Below are 20063 nucleotides of genomic sequence, written 5' to 3'. Positions count from 1 at the left end.
CGCGGAGCGTGCAATACTCGCAGATGAGCCAATCCCAAAACCACGGTTCCCGGCCCTTCCTCTCCGTCGTGATTCCCTGCCGCGACGAGGCCGCCTACATCGAGGCCTGCCTCGACTCGGTCCTTGCCAACGATTATCCCGCGGATCGCATGGAGATCTTGGTGGTGGACGGGCTCAGCCGGGACGGCACGCGCGAGATGGTCGAAGAATACGCGCGGTGCCACCCGCGCCTCCGCCTGCTCGACAATCCCGCCGGGACGGCTCCGGCGGCCATGAACGTCGGCATCAAGGCCGCGCGCGGGGATGTCATCATGCGCATGGACGCGCACTCGGTTTATCCCCCATGCTACATGGCAGGCCTGGTGGACTGGCTTGTAAAGAGCGGGGCCGACAACGTGGGATGTCCTTGGGTCATCCGCCCCGCCAACGACTCGCCCAAGGCCCGGGCCATCGCCCTGGGTCTGGCCCATCCCTTCGCCGTCGGAAACGCGCATTACCGCATCGGGATTTCCAAGCCGCGCTGGGTTGACACGGTTCCCTTCGGCTGTTATCCTAAAAAAGTATTCGACCGCCTGGGGTTGTTCGATGAGGAGCTGGTCCGGAATCAGGACGACGAGTTCAACCAGAGGCTCGTCAAGAGCGGCGGCCGGATTCTGCTGATTCCGGATTTTTCATGCGATTACTACGCTCGGGACGGGTTCCTTAAGCTTTGGCGCATGTATTATCAATATGGCTATTATAAGCCTTTGGTCGCGCGCAAGCTCGGCCGCGTCATGACCTTGCGGCAAGTCGTGCCGGGCCTTTTCCTGGCGAGCCTCGTCCTCTTGGCCGGGCTGGGGGTTTATTTCCCGGCGGCGCGGGCTCTGCTCGGGCTTCTTCTCTCGCTTTACGGCTTCCTGGTCCTGTCCTGCGCGCTCTGGGCTTCCAAGGGCCAGGGCGTGGTATGCTTTCTCGACCTCATGGCCGTCTTTGCCCTGCTCCATTGGGCGTACGGTTTGGGCTTCCTCAAGGGGAGCCTGGACTTCCTGCTCCTCGGCAGGAGGCCCGAGCCGGGGCGCCTGGCCGCGGCTCCCACGCGGTGACTTCTCCCAAGGTGTGCGTGGTCGTCCTCAACTGGAACCGGCTCGCGGAAATTCGCGAGTGCCTGTCCGCGGTATGCGAGCTGGAGTACCCCAATTTCAAGGTCTTGATCGTCGACAACGGCTCTGAGGACGGGTCCCTGCCCGCGCTGAGGAGGGACTTTCCCGGCGCGGAATTCATCGAGAACGGGGCCAACCTGGGGTACGCGGGGGGAAACAACGTCGGCATCCGGCGAGCGTTCGAGGCGGGGGCGGAGTACGTGTGGCTGCTCAACAACGACGCCGTGGCCCATCCCGAGTGCCTGGCGCTTCTGGTCGAGGCCGCCAGCCGCGTCGCCAGGCCCGGCATGGTCGCCCCGGCCATCTATCGTCACGAGGAGAGGGAGCACCTCTTGTTTTCCGGGGCCTGGATCAATTTCGAGGCGCAGAAGCTCGAGGTGCCCCGCGACGCCGCGCAAAGGGCGGCCTGGGAGGCCGATCCCGGGCGCTGCCCCTTCATCACGGGAACCGCGCCGCTCCTGAGCCGCCGCGCCGTCGAGAAGGCCGGGGCCCTCGATGAGGGATTTTTCTGCTATTTCGAGGACAACGATTATTCCGTGAAAGTGTGGAGGGCGGGCTTACGCGGCCTGGTGGAGCCGCGGGCCAAGGTCTGGCACCGGGGCAATTCCAAGGAGTGGCCGCGAAAACGGCCGCCTTATTACTCCTATTACGTGACGCGCAACCGCTACGCATTCTGGATGCGCTACCTGCCCCTGCGGCGCAAACTCGGGTATTCTTTGCGCTACTGCGGGCGCTACATCAGGCACGCCGGGACCCTGCGGGGCTTCGGGCAGACGGCCCAGGCGGAGGCCTCTCTCGATGGGCTTTGGGCGGGCCTTCGCGGTGAGCGCGGGCCCTGGAATCGCTCCACCGGCATGCCCAAGGCCTTGAAGAGGCTGGCCCTGAGCCGGCCTTATTTGCTCGGCAATTTTCTGGAGGGGCAATGGGGCCGGATGGCGGGGGATATGCTCAAATGGATCCATTGATAGATTCCGAATATTCCTCGGGCCGCTACTTCGAAGACAGGCGCCGCCACGAGGAGGACGCCGAGTTCAAGGCGAGGAACTTCGCCGAACTCTTTAAAAGGGTCGCGGCTCGCAGGGGCCTGCGCGTGGACTCCTACGCGGACGTGGGCTGCGGCTCGGGAGCGGCGGCCCGGAACGTGGCGAGGCTTCTCGCGGGTCAGGGGATAGTCCTCAAATCCGTCAAGGGCTACGACGTCTCTCCCCATGTCCGGGAGATGCATGTGGAGGGGGTGGAGCTGGTCCATGGCGGGCTCGATCAGTCCCGGGAGCGCGTGGACTTGGCCACGCTTTTCGACGTGTTCGAGCATGTCTCTGATCCCTTGGGATTTATCGGCAGGATGTCGGGGCGATGCGACATCCTGGGGTTCCATATACCCCTCGACGCCTCGGCCAACGTCGGGATCCGGGATCTCTTCAGGGTAAAGCTGGAGAATCCCGGGCATCTCCTCTTCATGGACGCGGCCTGGGCCCTCAACCTCCTGACCTTGTCCGGCCTGCGCGTGGTGGACTACGAGTATACCCTCAATTTCCTGGCTCCCTCGGCGCGGCGCGGCCGCTGGCGCTCCCGCCTGGCTCTTCCCCTGCGGACTTTGTTGGCTAAGATAAGCCCTTGGCTCGTGAGCAAGACCTTGGGCGGGGTCAGCCTCATGGTGGTGGCGCTGACTCCGAGCGGAGTGGAGAAATATGGCGGGGCGGTGCCTGGCTCGCGAAGCGTGCCTGGCACCAAAAGGAGCGGCGCAAGATAATGTGCGGCATCGCGGGAGTCCTGCTTAAGCCCGGCGCGGCGGTTTCCGAGGCGCTTTTGCGGGCCATGGCCGATAAGCAGCGCCACCGGGGCCCCGACCAGCGGGGATTTTTCTCCAGGGGGAACCTGGGCTTGGCCCATAACCGCCTCTCCATCCTTGATCTCTCCGAAACGGGGCGCCAGCCCTTCGTGAGCGAGAACTACGCCTTGGTTTACAACGGGGAGATCTACAATCACCTGGAGCTGCGCCGGGACCTGGAGCATAGGGGGATAACCTGCCGCGGCGGTTCCGACACGGTCGCTCTCTTCGAGAGCCTGGCCCTGTTCGGAGTCGAGGCCACGTTGCGCCGGATCAAGGGGATGTTCGCCTTCGCCTTCTGCGATCTCAGGGACAAGACCGTGTACCTCTGCCGCGACCGGGTGGGGATCAAGCCCTTGGCCTGGACCCTGCGCGAGTCGGGCCTGTACTGGGCCTCCGAGGTCAAGGCCCTGGCCGCGGCGGCGGCGGTGGAGCCCGACCCGACGCAGGCTTTGCTCGCCCTGGGCGGCATGGCCGAGGCCTCTGGCCGCGAGACGGTTTTCAAGGATGTCCATAACGTGGAGCCCGGCACCTACCTCGTCTGTCGCGCCGGGGCGGCTCCCGAGGTCCGGCGCTATTACAGCGCGGCCTCCGAGGTGGACGAGGGCCGCTACAGGGAGCTGGAGCGCATGCCCGAGAGGGAGGCGGCCGCGACGTTTTCCCGGGCTCTTGAGGCCAGCGTCAAGGCCATGCTCATGAGCGACGTCCCGGTCGGGGCTTTCGTGAGCGGGGGGGTGGATTCAGGCCTCATCGCGGGCCTAGCGGCCCGGCACGATCCCCGGATCAGCCTGTTTACCGCCAATGTCCTGGGCGCGCATTCCGAGTACGAGGACGCCAAGGCCCTGAGCGCGAGTCTGGGAAGGCCCTTGCACGAGGCTCCCTTTTCGCCCGAGATGATGCTGTCCCAATGGGCCGAGGCGACCTATCATTACGAATGCCCCATAGTGACCCACACCAACGCCATTCCCTTCGGGATGGTGGCGCGCCTGGCCCGGGGAAAGGGGGTCAAGCCCGTTCTCACGGGGGAGGGCTCTGATGAACTCTTCCTGGGTTATGCCCGGCCGGTGCTCGAGCACCGCATGAAATGGCTGAGGCTGCCCGTGCGCCTTCTCGAGAAAATCTACGGGGTTTCCCCCCGTTTAAGGGAGCTGGTGCTTCCTGGCCCGGGAGGCACGGCCGACGATTTCGCGGTGGGGCTGGCCCGCCGCTTCGAGCACGAGCGCAGGCCTCAACGGGCCCTCGAGGCCTTCCCCTTCCTGGCGCCGCGCCAGGCCAGGCTTCAATACGAGGCCCTGCATCTTTTGGGCGGCCACCTGCGCTCCCTCCTGCATCGCAACGACCGCATGGGGATGTGGGCGAGCGTGGAGTCGAGATTTCCGTTCCTCGATGAGGCGGTGATCGGCCTGGCCGTCAATCTGCCGGCCAAGCTGAAGCTGTCGGGCACCTGGAGGCTGCACGACTGGAGGCATCCTTTTCTCTTGGACAAGGCCGTGGTGCGGTGCGCGGCCGCCGGGGTCATTCCCCGCGCGCTGGCGCTCAAGTCCAAGAACGGTTTCCCCATGTACGGCCACCGCAGCGTGCGCGTCCGCCCCGGCTGCTTTACCCAGGGCTATGTCGCGGGCCTTCTCAGGCTGTCCTCGGCCGAGATCGAGGAGGCCTGTGCCCGGAACGCCTACTTCGCGGCCAAACTGCTCTCCGTGGAGGTGTTCGGCAGGATTTTCTCCCTCCATGAGAGCGCGGAGCAGGTGACGCGCAGGCTTTTGGCGCACGCCTCCATGGACTGCTGACATGGGCAAGAAAACCCTGGCTCTGGCCGCGCCCGGCATGGCCCATCTTCTCCTGTTGGCCGCGGCTTTCGCGTTATGCGGCATCGGCGCCACTCCCGACTCCACTTATTACGTTTCCGCCGCTCTTAATCTCAAGGCCGGCCTGGGATTCTCCTCGTCCATCCTGCCCTGGGACGCTCGGGCCCAGGCCCTGCCCTTGGCGACCTGGCCTCCCATTTATCCCATCCTCCTCGCGCTCTGGCCCGGGGCGAGCATGGAGGCGGCGGCGCGCTGGCTCAACCTGGCCTTCGTCCTCTCCAATACCTGGATTCTCGCTTGGATCGTCCACCGACAGGGGCGGGGCCTGTCCGCGGCCGCGCTGGCCGGGGCTGCCATGGCGGTCTCCCCGGCCATGTTCCTGGTGCATGACTCCGTGTTTTCGGAGCCTCCTTTTTTATTTTTCCTCCTGCTGGGGCTTTTCTGCCAGGAGAGGATCATCTTGACGGGAAAGCTCTCTTGGCTGTTGGCGGGGGCGGCGGCCATAGCGGCCGCTTCCATGACCCGCTATATCGGAGTGGCCGCGATCGCCTGCGGGGTCTTGGCGATCGCGGCAGGGGGGGTGGGAGGGCGCGGGCACAGACTTTCTTCCGCGGCCCTGTTCGGGGCGAGCGCCTCTTTGCCGCTCGGGTTGTGGCTGCTGCGCAACGTGCGGCTCACCGGCACCATGACGGGCCACCGCGGGGTCTGCGTCTACACCTGGACGAAAGCCGCGTGGGACGCGGTTTCAAGCCTGGCCTATTGGTTTTTGCCTTCTTTTCTCCCGGCGCGGGCGGCCGCGTTCCTGTTCCTGGGCCTGCTGGCGGGGGCTCTCGCGATTCTCGGCCGGACTTGGAGCCAAGGCGGGCTCCAAGAGGGGGACTTCCATGGCGGCCCCTACAGTGCCTTCATCCCGGCCTATCTCGTCCTGACGACCGCTATTTTCCTCACCGCCCAGGTGGACTGGCTGCACAGCCGGTATTTGGCTCCGATATTTCCGGCGGTTCTGGCGCTCGCGGCCTTGGCCGGGGCGCGCCTGCGCTTCGGGTTCCGGACGCGGATCGCCGCGGCCCTGGTTTTCCTCGTTTTCCCCGCCCTCAACACCGCTCGGGACGTCGCCTATCTGCGCTTACGCGCGCAGGGAGTGGGGTACGGAGCCAAGAAATGGCGCCAAGCCGATATCATCATCGCCGCCAAGAAAGGCGCCCCGCCATTCGCCGGAGCGGGACCGGTATTCAGCAACACGGCGGACGTGCTCCTCTATTACTCGGGCAGGCCCTGCCACTATCTCCCGGAGCGCCTTGGCGATCCGGGAAAAATCCTCGCGGCCCTCCATAAATCCTTGGGGAAAGGCGGCATCATCGTTTACGCGGCGATGAGGGATTCGAGGTCTAATCTGATTCCTGAATCGATGATTGCGGCATCCTCCCTATTCGTTCTGAAGAAAGAATTCGCGAAGGGGAAGGTCTACGCTCCGGTGCGACCCCATGGCCGTTGAATTCTCCACGGGAACGCCCGCGGGGTTTCTAGACAGAAGCCTGCCTCTCTGCGTGGACATGGACGGGACCGTGGTCAAGACGGACACCCTGTTCGAGGCCCTGCTCAGGCTCATGAATCGTAGGCCCTCTCGCCTGTTTCTGATTCCGGCTTGGCTGGCGCGGGGAAGGGCCTTCTTCAAGCAGGAACTTGCCCGTCATGCGGAGCTGAATGTGGCGCAATTGCCATACAACCAGGCTCTCCTATCCTATTTGAGGCAAGAGGCCGATCTTGGCCGCCGCCTCGTACTAGTCACCGGGGCCGACAAGAGCCTCGCCGAGGCCGTGGCGGCCGGCTTGGACCTGTTCTCGGGGGTTTACGCCTCCGATGGGAAGGTCAACCTGGTCGGGGCGGAGAAGGCGCGGTTTTTGCGCGGCCTTTTCGGGGGAAAAGGCTTCCTCTACGCGGGCAACGCGGCCGACGACTTGCCGGTCTGGCGCTTGGCCAAAGGCGCGATTCTGGTCAACGGAGGCCGAAGGTTCGAGGGCCGGCTCGGGGGGATTCCCATTCTCAAGATAGCCGACGGCTCCCGCGGGCTTGCCTCCGCCGTCGTGAAAGCCATCCGCGTCCACCAGTGGCCTAAAAATATCCTGGTTGTGGCCGGCCTCTTGAGCTCCCACCAGATATTTCGAATCGAGAAGCTGGTCCAGGCGGCCCTGGCCTTTGCCGCCTTCAGCCTCACGGCCTCGAGCGTGTATCTCCTGAATGATTTGCTGGACCTAGGAGCCGACCGGGGCCATCCTGAACGAAGCGGCAGGCCCTTGGCGAACGGGGACTTGCCGCTTGAGGCGGGGCTCGCCCTCATGCCTCTTCTTCTGGCCGCGGGCTTGGGCCTGGGAGCGCTTCTGCCCGCGGGCTTCCTCGATTTTCTGCTCCTCTACTGCGCCCTCACCACGCTTTACTCTTTCTACCTTAAGAGGCTCATCATCGCCGACATCCTGTGCTTGGCCGGCCTCTATACTTTGAGGGTCCTGGCCGGGGGGGCGGCCACGGGGATTTCCATATCAAACTGGCTGCTTTCGTTCTCCATGTTTCTTTTCCTGAGCCTGGCCACGGTCAAGAGAGTTTCCGAGCTCATGTTCCGCGCGGCATCCCCTGAAAGCGCCTCGGGGCGCGGCTATCAGTCCCAGGACATTTCCTTCCTGTCCAACTTGGGGGTGGTCTCCGGGTGCCTGGCCGCCCTCGTGTTCGCGCTCTACATCGAGAGCCCCAGCGTGCGCCCCCTCTATCGCCAGCCCGAGCTCCTGTGGCTCATCTGCCCCCTGCTCCTATATTGGATACTGCGCGTCTGGTTCATCACCAGCCGCCGGCGCATGAGCTACGATCCGGTCGTTTTCGCCCTGCGCGACCAGGTGAGCTGGATCATCGCCGCGGCTGGCGCCACGGTCCTTTACTGGGCGAGTTAAGAGTTCCTTGTTACAGGCTTGTTAAATCAAGCCTTGATTTTTTAGTGGGCTCCCCCTACACTTCCTCAATATGCGTCTCCGGCGGTTTTTTCTCCTCGCGGCGCTTCTATTCCACGGCGCCTGCGCGAGCGCCCCTCCGACGGGAGAATCCGAATCAGCCCAGGGCCCCGCCATTGCTTCCCAGCGGGAGGACGCGGCCTTGAGCCGTCTTCTCAAAAAGGTGGAGCTGGGCGAGCGCTCCTATAAGATCAGCCCGGGAGATCTCCTCGAAATCACCCTCTACCGCGAGAAGGACATGGACCGTGTGGTGCGCGTGGGGCCCAAGGGCACCATCGTTTTCCCGCTCCTGGGCCGGCTCAAGATCGGGGGCTTGGATACCTCCGTGGCCGAGAGGATGCTGCGCCGCAAGCTCCGAAAATTCCTCAAGAATCCCGAAGTGTTCATCGTCATCAAGGAGTACGCCAACCGCCAGGTTTACATTTTGGGGGAGGTGCAGAGGCCCGGCCCGTACCTTCTCTCGGCGGAAGTCTCGCTTTCCATCCTGGAACTGGTCACCATGGCCGGGGGATTCACCCCGTACGCCGCCTTGAACAGGACCCGGGTTATCCGCAAGGTCGACAGGAGCGATCATACCTTCATCGTGGACATGGCCGCCGTGATGAAGAAGGGGGAGCAAAGCAAGGACATCATTCTCCAGCCCAACGACATCGTTTACGTCCCCGAGAGGCTTTTCTAGATGATCACCGAGGATGGGGCGAGCGCTTCCCAGGAGGCCGACGGGTCCGGGGGCTTCGACATAAGCTACTACGCGAGCCTTCTGATGCGCCGCTCCTGGATCATGCTCTGCGCGGCCCTTCTGTCGGGCTTCTGGATGGGGATGAAGTCCTCGAAGATGATCCCGGTCTACCAGGCCACGGCTCTCATCCTGATAGATAAGGAAGTGAGCCCCCGCAGCTACAACGAGGCGGTCAAATCCGAGACCGCGGGCGAAGACTATTATCAGACCCAGTTCAAGCTCCTCAAGAGCCGCAGCCTCCTCAAGAAGGCCTACGACAGCCTGGGCCTCATGAACACGCCGCAGTTTGCCGAGCCCAACGGCCTTGACAAGCTTATAGGCGCTGTGACCGTGACCCCGATCCGGGCCACGCGCCTGATCAACCTCACCGTGGATTCCGACGATCCCCAACTGGCCGCGCGCGTGAGCAACGCCATCGCCGGGATCTACGTCAAGCAGAACATGGAGGACAAGCTCTTCATATCCAAGCAGATGCTCCAGAATTTCTTCGGGCGCTTCGGCGAGGAATCCAAAAGCCTCGAAACCTTGCCCATGGTGGTCAAAAGCCCCGTGGTCCAGCAGCTTTACTCCAACTACGACGGCTTGAAGTTCCGGCTCCAGGAGCTGTCCCAGCGCTACACATCCCAGCACCCCGACATCGTGGCCTTGAAGTCTCAGATGAGGGCCACCCAGGCGCGCATCGAGGAGGAAGTCGGCAAGAACGTGGAGTCCATGAAGGCCGAGTTCTCGGGATTTATGATCAGCAACAACGTCCGCATCATAGACTTGGCCGAGGTTCCGCAGTCTCCGTATAAGCCCAACAAGAAGAAGATGATGACGAGCGCCATCCTCGCGGGCCTCATCATCGGCTGCGTCATGGTGCTGGGGCTCGACTACATGGACCGGAACATTTACTCCCAGGAGGACGTCGAGAAGGTCCTGCGCCAGGCGTTCCTCGGCTTCGTGCCCAAATCCGCGGCCTTCCGGGGCGACACCGGCGACGATTACCGCCAGCTCCTGATCTCACGGGATTCCTTCATCTCGGACTCCATCAAGAACATCAGGACCATGATCGGCTTCGCGGCCGCCGGGCAGCAGATGAAGAGACTCCTCATCACGAGCACCCACCAAAGCGAGGGGAAGTCATTCCTGGCGATCAATCTGGCGTTCGTCTTCACCTTGGTGGGGGAGAAGGTCCTCCTCATCGAGGGGGACATGAGGCGGCCCTACCTGCACAAGCCCTTCGGTCTTTCCACGGAGAGGGGGCTGACGCATTTCCTGGCCCACGGCAAGGATGCCGCCGAGCTCTCGGAGCTGGTCCAGAAGACGGACAATCCCGACTTGGACGTCCTGGTCTGCGGCCAGATACCCCCCAATCCCCTCGAGCTTCTGAGCACCCCGGGGATCAAGGCCTTGATGGGGTGGGCCCAGGCCTATTACGACCGCATCATCATAGACGGCACTCCGATTTTCCCGGTTTCGGACGCCCTGCTGTGGGGCCGCGAGGCCGACGCCGCGGTGTTCGTGGCGTGCTTTGGCAGCGTGAACTTGAGTCTGGCCGGAAAGGCCTGCAACATCCTGAAGGGAAGTGTTCCCAAGATCCTCGGCGTCGTGATCAACGGGGTTTCCCGCAAGACCGGCTATTACGGGAACTATCACTACTACCGCCACTACAAGACCCAGCCCCAAGAAAACAAGGCCGCATGATCCCGGGGACCGCACTCCTCCTGTCGAGGGCCTGCCTGCTGTCGGCCGTCTTCCTCGGGCCCCTGGCTTTCGGTTGCGTCGAGCCCCTGCCCCTGGCCCTCCTCGAAATCCTGGCGTTTCTGGGCCTTTTTTTTTGCGCCCTCTCCGGCCCGCGCGGGCGGCGGGGATTTCTTGACCGCTCCTTCCTGCCCGCCTTCCTGCTGTTTGGCGCGCTCGGCTGGCTGCAGCTGATCCAGGCCCGCTCTCCCGTGGACCCGCGGACGAGCTTCCTCTTCACGGCCTATGCCCACGGCACGCGCGAGAGCCTGGTCCTATGGGCCGCGGGGGCGGCGATTCTCTGGAGCGTGCCCCGGGCCTTCGAGAGCCGCAGGAGCCTGCGCGGACTCGCCTGGGCCCTGTTTCTCTCCGGGGCCCTGGTGTCCGGCCTCGGCTTGTGGCAGCAGTCCCATGGCAATTCCGCCATTTACGGCTGGCGTCCCGTAAGCGAGGACTACAAGCCCTTCGGGCCGTATTACAACCGCGACCACGCCGGCTGGATGCTCGTGATCTCAGCCTTGATGGGCTGCGGGCTCTTGGCCGCGCGGATCGCAGCCCCGGGGCGAACACCCTTTCCCGGCGCGCGAGCCAGAGAAGCCGCCGACAAGGCCCTGATCGTGGGCCTTCTCTCCCTGATCGGAGCCGCGATCATCGCCACGGGATCGCGCGGCGCCCCGATCTCTCTTCTCGCGGCGTTGGGTCTGGCCTCTTATTTATCCATGGAATTCATCGAGCGGGAAAGCCTGCGCCGGGCTTCACGGCTGGCGCTTGGCGTCGCGGCCTGCGGTTTCCTGGGGCTGGCCTATTTTTCCAAGGCCTGGATCGGCGTGAGAGCCGGGACCTGGGACTTCTCGGTCCTGACCCGGTTCTCCCTTTACCGGGGCGGGCTCGAGCTATTCATGGACTATCCCTTTTTCGGGACCGGGCTCGGGGCTTTCCGAGCGACGTTCCCCCTTTACCAAAGTCCCGGGGTTGCGGGCCTCGCCGCTCATGTCCACAGCGATTGGCTCGAACTCCTCATCGAGGCCGGAGCGATCGGCTTCGGGCTTTACATAGCGGGATTGTCCTCGTTCTTGCGTTTCATGCTGCGTCGCTGGATATTCTGCGCCTCGATGGAGATGCGCTGTCTGTTGGGAGCGGCCCTGGCCGCTGTCGCCGCCTGCCTCATTCACGGGCTGTTGGATTTCAGCCTGGCCATTCCCGCCAACGTAGCCCTTTTCCTGATTCTCCTGGGATTCATGGGTGCCGCGGAAACTTGCATGAGCCCGGAAGCCGGCGGCCGTGTACGGCCGCCGGCGAGCGGAGGGGCGTTGCTCTGGAAGTTTTTTCTCTGTGGTATTGGCCTAGGAGGTGGAGCCCTCGCCGCTCTTCCCGGCCTGGCGGCCCTCCACGCGCTCGAGGCCCAGGCCGCGCCCCTGGTCGCGCGCCCGGCTCTCTTGGAACGGGCATTGTGCTGGGACCCTCGCCCGGATTACCGCCTGCGCCTGTCCGCGGCCTACATGGATTTGTCCCGACAGGATAAGGCGAGGCGCAGGCAATACCTGAGGCAAGCGCTCGCCCAGGCCCGCATGGCTCTTGAGGCGGAGCCCCTCAGCTTGGTATTCCGGCGCCAGGAGGCTCGTCTGGCCAAGATTCTGGCGCGCGCCGGGGAGTCCCCCGAGGCCCAGCCCTCCGGAGCCGCGGAGCTCACGCGCCGCCTGGGGCCCATTCCTCATGAGGGACGTGTCCTAGAGGTAAGCCCGTTCCCTTGGCCCGAGGGCATTCAGGCGAGGTGTTGGCGCTACCGCGGCCGCGACTATGTCTTGGTTGAGAATAAGAGCGAGGACTCCTACCTGCGCGCGCCCCAGGCCGCGCTCGGGGGGGCTTGGAGGCCTCTTTTTTCGCGCTTCCGGGATGTCAAGCAGGAACTCACGCTCTACCGCAAAGGCTATTACTTGAGGCCAGGCCAAGCCCTAGCCCTCGAGAGCCGCTTCTCCTTAAAAAAGATCATCCCTATGCTATAATTCGGGCACTCCCCGCTGATGAAAATCACCTCCAATCCCAAGCGCATGAGCGTGTTCTTCATGGACGCTCTCATCGTGCTGGGCGGGTATTGGTGCGCCTTCCTCCTGCGCTTCGATTTCAACATCGACCCCGAGAACTGGGCCATCATGGTCCGGACCGCTCCCTTCGTCCTGGGAGCCTATCTCCTGGGGTTCAAGCTCTTCTCCCTTTACCGCGGGATATACTATTTCTCGAGCTTCTCGGACCTCATCAACATCACCAAGGCGGTCGCGTTCTCGGCCCTTTGCAGCGGCGCCTTGATTCTTTTCGTTCTCCAGGGGCAGTTTCCGCGCTCGGTCCTGATCCTGCACCCCCTGCTCGCCTATATGGGGGTGGGGGGGCTGCGCTTCGCGATCCGCTGGGGCAAGACCTTCCTCAATCTGCCGCGCTTCTATTCCGGCCCCTACCGGCAGGTCCTGATCGTTGGGGCCGGGGATTTGGGCGAGAGCCTGCTCCGGCAGATGCTCAAGACGCCGGAGCTGCGCTACCGGGTGGTGGGCTTCGTGGACGATGACGCGGCTAAATGGGGGCTCAACATACACGGCTATCCGGTCTTGGGCGCGCTCAAGCTGATCCCGAATCTCCTCAAACGTTACCATATAGACGAGATCGTCATAGCGATCACCTCCCAGAGGGGAGACATCGCGCGCTCCGTGGTCGATGTACTCCAGGGCCTGCGCCGCCGGCCGGACCTCAAGATCGCCCCAAGCCTCGAGGAGATGCTGAGCCCCGCCGGCCCCTCCTTGGCCTTGAGGCGGGTGAGGCCCGCCGATCTTCTCAACCGCAGCGTGGCCAAGCTCGACTCGGCGAAGATTTCCCGCTTCCTCGACGGCAAGACCATCCTCGTGACCGGCTCCGGGGGGACGATAGGGGCCGAGCTCTGCCGCCAGGTGGCGCAATACTCCCCGGCCAAGATACTCCTCATGGAGATCAACGCCACGGGGCTTTTCTACGCCGAGAGCGATCTCAAGAAGAAGTGCTCCGCCGAGATCGTTCCCATCCTGGGCAGCATCCGAGACCAGAAGCTTCTCGAGCAGGTGTTTTCCCGGCACAAGCCCCAGGTGGTCCTGCACGCCGCGGCCCACAAGCACGTGCACCAGCTCGAGTTCAACGTGGGGGAGGGTGTCGGCAACAACGTGCTCGGGACCTATTACGTGGCCGCCGCCGCCCAGCGCCATCAAGCCGAGGCCTTCGTCCTGGTCTCCACCGACAAGGCCGTGCGGCCCTCGAGCATCATGGGGGCCACCAAGCGCGCGGCCGAGCTCGTGGTCCACAGCCTCGCCCTCAAGAAGGGAAAGACGCGCTTTAACTCCGTGAGGTTCGGCAACGTCCTGGGAAGCTCGGGCTCGGTGCTCAATATATTCCAGGAGCAGATCTCCCGCGGGGGGCCGCTTACCGTCACCCACCCCGAGGCCAGGCGCTTTTTCATGACGGTGGAGGAGGCGGTGCAGCTCATCCTCCAGGCCGCCGCGATGGCGCGCGGGGGGGAGATATTCGTGCTCAAGATGGGGACTCCCGTGCGCATCATGGACATGGCGAGGAACCTCGTCACTTTGTCCGGATTCGAGCTTGGCAAGGACATGGACATCGAGATCACCGGCCTCAAGCAGGGCGAGAAAATCGAGGAGGAGCTGCTGGAGGATTCGAGCGGCTACGCGGGGTCGGAGCATCCCGACATCATGATCCTGCGCTCCGAGAACTTGGGCCTCGCGGAGTTCGCGTCCTCCATGAGGCAATTGGAGGAGCTATGCGCCGGCGGCGCCTCGGACAAGCTCGTGCGCCGCCTGCGCGAGCTCATCCCTACCTTCACGCCCCACGCCTCCCATGAAACGCCCTCGTCGCGCTGAGCGGGGGAAATGAAGCCCCAGGCTTGGTTCCTCCTGATTTTGCTTGGCGCCGCGCCCGCTTGGGCTTCGCGCGAGCCGGTCTTGGAGCTTGTCCGGGTCACCGGGGAGGTCGGTGTGCGCTGGTCCGGTCATGACCTCACGGTGGACGCCGGCGCCGGGACCTTCGCGATCAGCCCAGGCACCCAGCTCCGGGTGTTCTCGGGAGAGGCGACCTTGCGCAGCGGGCTTGTGATCATAAAGGCCAAGGCCGGGACCGCCCTCTCCTACGCGTTCGTGGGGGAGAAGCCGGTCCTCGCCGTGATCACCGGCGCCGCGAAGGTCTTCTGGGAGCCCGACGTGGTCACTTATCACGCGGCGGGCGAGGAGATCGCCTTCCCCGACCTGGAGGGCCCGCCCCCGCCCGCCCCGCCGCCCACCTTGGTCGAGATCCGCAAGCGGCAGAAGGGCCGCCGCTGGCCCTTCAAGCTGAGTACGAGCTACGGCTTGACCCAGGTTTACGATACCAACGTCTTCCTGACGCCTGGCGGTGCTATGGATTCCTGGACCACGACGGGGGACCTGGGGTTTGCCCTGAGCTATCCCCTAGGGCGCTGGAACCTCCTGTCCTTCTCCTATGGCCTGGGAGGCACTTATTATAACGGCCGCATCACCCGCAAGAGCTTCGCCTCGCAAAACATGAGCCTCGGCTACCGCTACCAGCCGCGCCACGATATTTCACTCAACATTTCGGACGCATACGTGAACACGGCCTTGCCTCCGACAAATGAGCTCACCAACCAGGAGCAGCGCTGGGAGAACACCTTGTCCCTGGAACTGGCGGTGGAAAGAAGCCGTGGGCTGGCGTACACCCTCGATGTGCGCCACAGCCTCGATAAATTCGTGGGAGCCGCCAGCGGCGCGCTTCTCAACCATTACGACTTGAACCTCGGCGGCAGCGTCGGGGTCAAGATCCAGCCCCGGACCAAGGTCTACGTGGATTACCATCGGGAGCTCACCCATTTCACGGCCGGCCGTCCTGCCGACGCCAAGGGGCATGCCCTGGGTCTCGGGATCTCCGGGGTTCTCACCCCGAAGATCAACGGCCGGGTCCAGGGAGGCTACAACTACCGCGAGCAGAATTCGACCGGCGGCACGCAGCTCGTGCGCACGTGGGTGGCGGGGGTCTCTTTGGACTACCAGATGAGCCGCAGGACCAGCGCCTCCTTCTCATTGAACCGGCGCTTCAACGTGGCGGTGTTCGGGGCCAGCAGCGTCGGCACCAGGGCGAGCCTGAGCTTGAATAGGCGCTACCGGCGGCTGTCCATCTTCGGAGCTGGCTCCTTAGAGGTGGACCAGTTCACCCAGCCCGCCTCGGTGGCCTCGGGGCTTTTCGGAAATCGCCGCGACGACCTCTACCAGGCCGAGGTGGGCGCGCAATACCCGCTGTTGACCCGGCTTTTCCTCACCTCCAGTTATTCCCACGTCCAAAGGCATTCCCTGTTCACGGCCCAGTTCAACTACAAGGTGGATCGCTACAGCGTGGGCCTCAAGGGCACCTTTTAGGCTACTTGCCGAGGATGGAGAGGTCCACCTCGTCCACCTCCTTGCAGAAAGGCCGGCAGACGTAGAGCTGAACTCGAGAGCGGCAGCGCGACAAGGTGATGAAATTCGTCCAGTTCCAGGAAAGCCCCGTGATCCAAAAGGAGTAGCGCCCTTTCTCATCCGTTGAGACATCCTTTGATTTCTTGACCGTTTCGGTCTCGCCCTGCAAGGTCTCGCAGGACTTGACGATGGCGGCCTTGAGGGCCAGGGGTTTCCCCGGCTCCACGGCCGCGATGCCGGACTTGCGCGCGAGGAAGGGGCGGGGGTAGCCCACACAGCTCTGCAGCCCTAGAGCCGCTAAGAGCGCTAGGGCGGGAGTGATCTTTCCTAGTATTCGTTTTCCCCTTGCCCCGGTCGCGGCCGGGCAGTGGTTGACCTTCCCTTGGATCGCCCTGACGGCCATCCAGGCAAACCCGGCCGCCTCCTTGGCCATCACCGGCAGGCCGTAGCGGTCGGAGACGACGACCGGGAGGGGGCTCAGGGCCAGGCGCAGGTTCCTCATAAGCCCGGGGTTCTTGGCCCCGCCCCCGCTCACCACGACCTCGGCAATCTTCCGGCCCCGCGGTGAGAAGAGGCGGTAGGACTGGGCGATGGAGCGGGCGGTGAACAGGGACAGGGAGGCCATGATGTCGGGAAGGCGCCGGTAAGACAGCGGGCCCAGGCGCCGGCGCAGGAAGTCCAGGCCGAAGAAATCCTTGTCCAGGGACTTCGGGGGAGCTTCCCGGAAATAAGGGTGGGTGAGCAAAACCTCCACTTTTTTGAGGTCCGGCCTTCCCTGGGCCGCGAGCTTTCCATCGGAGTCCATGGCCAGCCGCCCGCCGGAAACGAGGCGGGCGGCCAAATCCATGAGGCCGTTGCCCGGGCCCGTGTCGAAGGCGGACCAGAGCCGGCCTTCGCCCGCAAAGGAGACGTTGCCGATGCCCCCGATGTTCTGCAGGGCGCGCAGGGGGCCGGCGGCGAAGAGGAACTCGTCGAAAGCCGGGATGAGGGGAGCCCCCTCTCCCCCCGCCGCCATGTCGCGGGGCCTAAAGTCAGCCACGACGTAAATGCCTAGGCGCTCGGCGATGACGGAGGGCTCGCCCAATTGCAAGGTGTTTGGAGGAGACATCTTGGGCCCGTGCCACACGGTCTGGCCGTGCGAGCCGATCACGGCCACGGGGCCCGCGTCGCGGCTGATGATGAGCGCTGCGCGGGCGAAGGCCTCTCCGAGCTCCATGTTGAGGCGGGAGAGCTCCGGGGTCTTGAGACCGGCGGCCGTCAGCACCCGGGCCTTGAGCGCGGGGGCATAGGGGAAGGTGCGGCAGCGCAGGACCTGGACCGAGCGGCCGGAGAAGCGGACCAAAGCTGCGGTGACCCCATCGGCCGAGGTGCCCGACATGAGCCCCACGGCCAAGATTTCCCGCCCCATGACATGAGTATAGGATAAATAGGCAGGGAGCAAAAACAGGCCCTCGCTCGTATATTAGATATGCCCTTGTCCTATTTGCGCCGCCCCCTTTTCCTCGCCCTGATTTTCTACGCGGCCCTTCTTTCTTGGCTCAAAACCCGCGGTTTCTTCGAGACCTCGCCCGCGGCCGAGCTTTCGAGCCTGCGCCGGACTCCCGGGGTCGCGCTTTCGGGCACGGTCATTTCCGCAGTCAGGGAAGATCATCGCGGGGTGAAAGTGCTGATCAAGGGCCGGGCTGCTAGCCCGGCCCTTGGGACGGAAGTTCCTTTCCCGCAAAGAGTTTTGGCTTACTTGCCTGAAAATTCCGCCTGGCGGAACCTGAGGCCCGGCCAGCCTGTTTTCATCCGCGGCCGTCTGCGCTGGCCGCGGAGCCCGCGCAACCCGGGGGAGTTCGATGAGAAATCCTTCCTGTCGGACCGGGGCGTGGCCTGGATCATGGAGGCTCGGGATTTTTGGGTCGAGCCCCGCCCCGTCGCCTGGTATTGGCGGCCTTTCCGCGCCGCTGAGGCGGCGCGGCGCTCCATGCAGGACCGCTTCGAGGCCTGTTTCCCAGAGGAGCGGGCCCGGGTCCTGGCCGGGATATGCCTCGGCTATAAGGGCCCCCTGCCGCGGGAGCTCAACCGCGCCTTCCAGGACGCGGGGGTCATGCATTTGCTGGTGCCTTCCGGGGCCAAGGTGGCCTTGGTGCTGGCGGGCGTAGCGGCGCTCCTGGCGCCCTTTTCCTTGGCGCTGGCCGTTCGGTTTCTCCTCTGCGCCTTGGCGGGCGGCTTTTATCTTCTCATGGTGGGGCTCGAGCCTCCTTACGTTAGGGCCTACCTCGGGTTTTTGTTCCTGTGGGCGGGCATGATCTGGGACCGCGAATCCGGGGCGTTCCAGGCGACGGTGCTTTCGGCCTGGGCCATTCTCCTGGCCGACCCGCGGGCCCTGTTCTCAGCGGGCTTCCAGATGACTTACGCGGCCATGGCCGGGATTTTCCTGGCCCCGCCGTCCCGTCGAGGAGTCTTCTCGATCACCATCATCGTCCAGCTCATGCTCTGGCCGATTTTTTGCAACACTTTCGGCCGGGGCTCTCTGGTCGGGGCCTTGGCCAACCTGGCTTTGATCCCTTCGTCCGCGATCCTCATGGCCGCGGGCTTCTCGCTGTGGGGGTTTTCCTTCCTCTTCGCCGGGCCAGGCATCCAGGGCTTGATTTGGGCGACAGATGGAATGCTGCGCGCTTTCATCGCCGCTTGCTTCTGGTTTTCTTCCTGGCCTTGGGCGGCCGTGGACCTTTCGCCTATGAGCCGGCCCGCGATTCTGGCCTATTATCTCGTGGTTTGCGGGTTTCTTGTCCTGCCGCGCAGGAAGGTCGCTCTGGCCCTGGTCTGCGCGGGTCTGGCGGCCGCCGCCGCGACGCAGGCTTGGCGCCGGCTCAAGGCTCCGGCCTTGCGCGCGGTCTACTTGAGCCTGCCGCGGGCCCAGGCCGCGCTTCTCACCTGGGAAGGGCGCCGGCATTGGCTGGTGCTGTCCCAGGCTCCGGCCGGGCCGGTCCTGGCGGCCTGCCGCGCCTACGGCATCCGCCGTGTCGAGCGCCTGGTGGTGTTGAGGAAAGAAGCGAGGCTTCCCAAGGGATTTTTTCGCTTGTTCCGGGATCTCCAGATCGAACGCGTCGATGAGTCGCGCCCGGATGCCTTCGAGGCCTGCGAGAAGCGGATTTGCCTCGGGTTTGACCCGCCCCGCGTGAGAAGGGGGTTTGCCGAATATAGTATAATCCCTCCTTATTTGAAGCGTCATGCCTTAGAGGTCGCCACGGATGGGAGGACAGCACAAATTGCAGGCGCGTTTCCATAAACAGCCGATAAAGACCGCGGTGCTTTTCTACAATCAGACCAAGCCCGAGGCGGTCCGGATGATGCAGGTCGTCCAGAAGCTCCTCAAGGAGCGCAAGGTCAAGGTTTGGGTCATCCAGGAGTCCGCCGCGCCCCGCGAAAGGCTGCGCTTGGCCGACATCGCGGTGGCCTTGGGAGGCGACGGGACCATGCTTCGCGCCGCCCGCATCCTGGCTCCCCACTCCATACCTCTTTTGGGCATCAATTCCGGGGGGCTGGGTTTTCTCTCGAGCACGGACGCCTCGGAGTTTCGCCGGCATTGCGATGCCATTCTCAAGGGCCGCTTCGTTCTGGAGGAGCGCTGGATGATCGCGGTCGAGGCCCTGCGCGACGGCAAGAAGATATTCGGGCCGTACATCGCCTTGAACGACTGCGTGATTCGTTGCGGCGACCAGGCTCGGGCCATTTCGCTTCGCACCCGCTCCAACGACCGCTTCGTGGCCGATTATTTCGGCGACGGGCTCATCGTTTCGACCCCCACGGGCTCCACGGCCTACGCCTTGGCCGCGTCGGGCCCCATCGTGGACCCGCGCCTCGAGGTTCTCCTGATTGCGCCCATTTGCCCCCACACCTTGACCCAGAGGCCCCTCATCATTCCGGCGGCCGATCCCTTGGTCATTCGCCTGACCACCCGGCGCGCCCACGAGGCGCCGCGCGTCCTGCTCTCTCTGGACGGCCAGATGGGCTGCGCCCTCAAAGTGGGAGATGAGGTCCGAATCACGCGCTACGAGAAGCCCTTCAAGCTCCTGCTCAACCCCAAGCGCTCCTACTACGAGGTTTTGCGCCGCAAGCTCATGTGGGGGGAGAGATAAGGCCCTGTCAAGTAATAATATGATCAATTTGGCCGAGCGCTTTTGGAGCGAGACAAGGAGCAAGGAGCGACCACACCCGCAGCGGTATTTGAGCCACGAGCGACGCGGTCGCAGCCCAAAAGCGCTCGGCCCCTTCGGGGAAGCCCGAGCTTGGCCGATTTCTTCGTTGCTCCTCGGTCACATAGCTACCGCTATGCTCCCTCGTCGCGCCTCGAACTCGCCTCAAGCTCGGGCCT

Annotated in this window: 14 protein-coding genes; 13 read left to right on the top strand and 1 reads right to left on the bottom strand. The window is 64.2% G+C overall.

Features of this window, described 5'->3' with window-relative positions:
* Positions 1–23: 23 nt before the first annotated feature.
* The 11 genes from HY921_00070 (at position 24) to HY921_00020 (ending at position 15661) form a co-directional block, all read left to right on the top strand.
* The gene (locus HY921_00070; GenBank protein ID MBI5629266.1) at positions 24–1082 is read left to right on the top strand and encodes a glycosyltransferase family 2 protein; all 1059 of its coding nucleotides are present in this window, start codon (positions 24–26) and stop codon (positions 1080–1082) included.
* Positions 1079–2104, top strand: a complete 1026-nt coding sequence (locus HY921_00065) for a glycosyltransferase family 2 protein (GenBank protein ID MBI5629265.1) — start codon at positions 1079–1081, stop codon at positions 2102–2104. Before HY921_00070 ends, HY921_00065 begins: the two co-directional genes overlap by 4 nt.
* Entirely contained in the window at positions 2092–2889 is a 798-nt protein-coding gene (locus HY921_00060) for a methyltransferase domain-containing protein (protein MBI5629264.1), read from the top strand. Before HY921_00065 ends, HY921_00060 begins: the two co-directional genes overlap by 13 nt.
* On the top strand, positions 2889–4754 hold the full coding sequence (asnB, locus tag HY921_00055) for an asparagine synthase (glutamine-hydrolyzing) (protein MBI5629263.1): 1866 nt from the start codon (positions 2889–2891) through the stop codon (positions 4752–4754). Before HY921_00060 ends, asnB begins: the two co-directional genes overlap by 1 nt.
* A 1-nt stretch (position 4755) precedes the next feature.
* A complete protein-coding gene (locus HY921_00050) occupies positions 4756–6267 on the top strand; it encodes a phospholipid carrier-dependent glycosyltransferase (GenBank protein ID MBI5629262.1) in 1512 nt (503 codons plus the stop codon).
* On the top strand, positions 6257–7711 hold the full coding sequence (locus tag HY921_00045) for a UbiA family prenyltransferase (protein MBI5629261.1): 1455 nt from the start codon (positions 6257–6259) through the stop codon (positions 7709–7711). The genes HY921_00050 and HY921_00045 overlap by 11 nt, the downstream gene beginning before the upstream one ends.
* Positions 7712–7781: 70 nt before the next feature.
* Complete coding sequence (locus HY921_00040; GenBank protein MBI5629260.1) at positions 7782–8447, top strand: polysaccharide biosynthesis/export family protein; 666 nt, start codon at positions 7782–7784, stop codon at positions 8445–8447.
* Positions 8448–10193: a polysaccharide biosynthesis tyrosine autokinase gene (locus tag HY921_00035; GenBank protein MBI5629259.1), complete on the top strand. Its 1746-nt coding sequence runs from the start codon at positions 8448–8450 to the stop codon at positions 10191–10193. It begins immediately after the preceding gene.
* Positions 10190–12232 carry an O-antigen ligase family protein gene (locus HY921_00030; protein MBI5629258.1) on the top strand — a complete coding sequence of 681 codons (2043 nt, stop codon included), beginning with the start codon at positions 10190–10192 and terminating at the stop codon, positions 12230–12232. The genes HY921_00035 and HY921_00030 overlap by 4 nt, the downstream gene beginning before the upstream one ends.
* 18 nt (positions 12233–12250) lie before the next feature.
* Positions 12251–14119 (top strand): polysaccharide biosynthesis protein, encoded by a 1869-nt coding sequence (locus tag HY921_00025; GenBank protein MBI5629257.1) that lies wholly within the window; start codon positions 12251–12253, stop codon positions 14117–14119.
* A 9-nt stretch (positions 14120–14128) separates the two neighbouring features.
* Positions 14129–15661, top strand: coding sequence for an outer membrane beta-barrel protein (locus HY921_00020; protein MBI5629256.1), 1533 nt, complete (start codon positions 14129–14131; stop codon positions 15659–15661).
* 1 nt (position 15662) lies between these two features.
* Here the strand turns inward: HY921_00020 and HY921_00015 are convergent, their stop codons facing one another.
* On the bottom strand, positions 15663–17108 hold the full coding sequence (locus HY921_00015) for an anhydro-N-acetylmuramic acid kinase (protein MBI5629255.1): 1446 nt from the start codon (positions 17106–17108) through the stop codon (positions 15663–15665).
* 66 nt (positions 17109–17174) lie between these two features.
* On the opposite strand from HY921_00015, the gene HY921_00010 reads away from it, so the two are divergent.
* The gene (locus HY921_00010; protein MBI5629254.1) at positions 17175–18977 is read left to right on the top strand and encodes a ComEC family competence protein; all 1803 of its coding nucleotides are present in this window, start codon (positions 17175–17177) and stop codon (positions 18975–18977) included.
* Positions 18958–19827 (top strand): NAD(+)/NADH kinase, encoded by an 870-nt coding sequence (locus tag HY921_00005; protein ID MBI5629253.1) that lies wholly within the window; start codon positions 18958–18960, stop codon positions 19825–19827. The genes HY921_00010 and HY921_00005 overlap by 20 nt, the downstream gene beginning before the upstream one ends.
* Positions 19828–20063 lie beyond the last annotated feature (236 nt).

This window comes from Elusimicrobiota bacterium (assembly GCA_016218575.1).
Classification (GTDB): domain Bacteria; phylum Elusimicrobiota; class Elusimicrobia; order UBA1565; family UBA9628; genus JACRDN01.
This window is presented reverse-complemented; position numbering and strand designations above follow the sequence as displayed.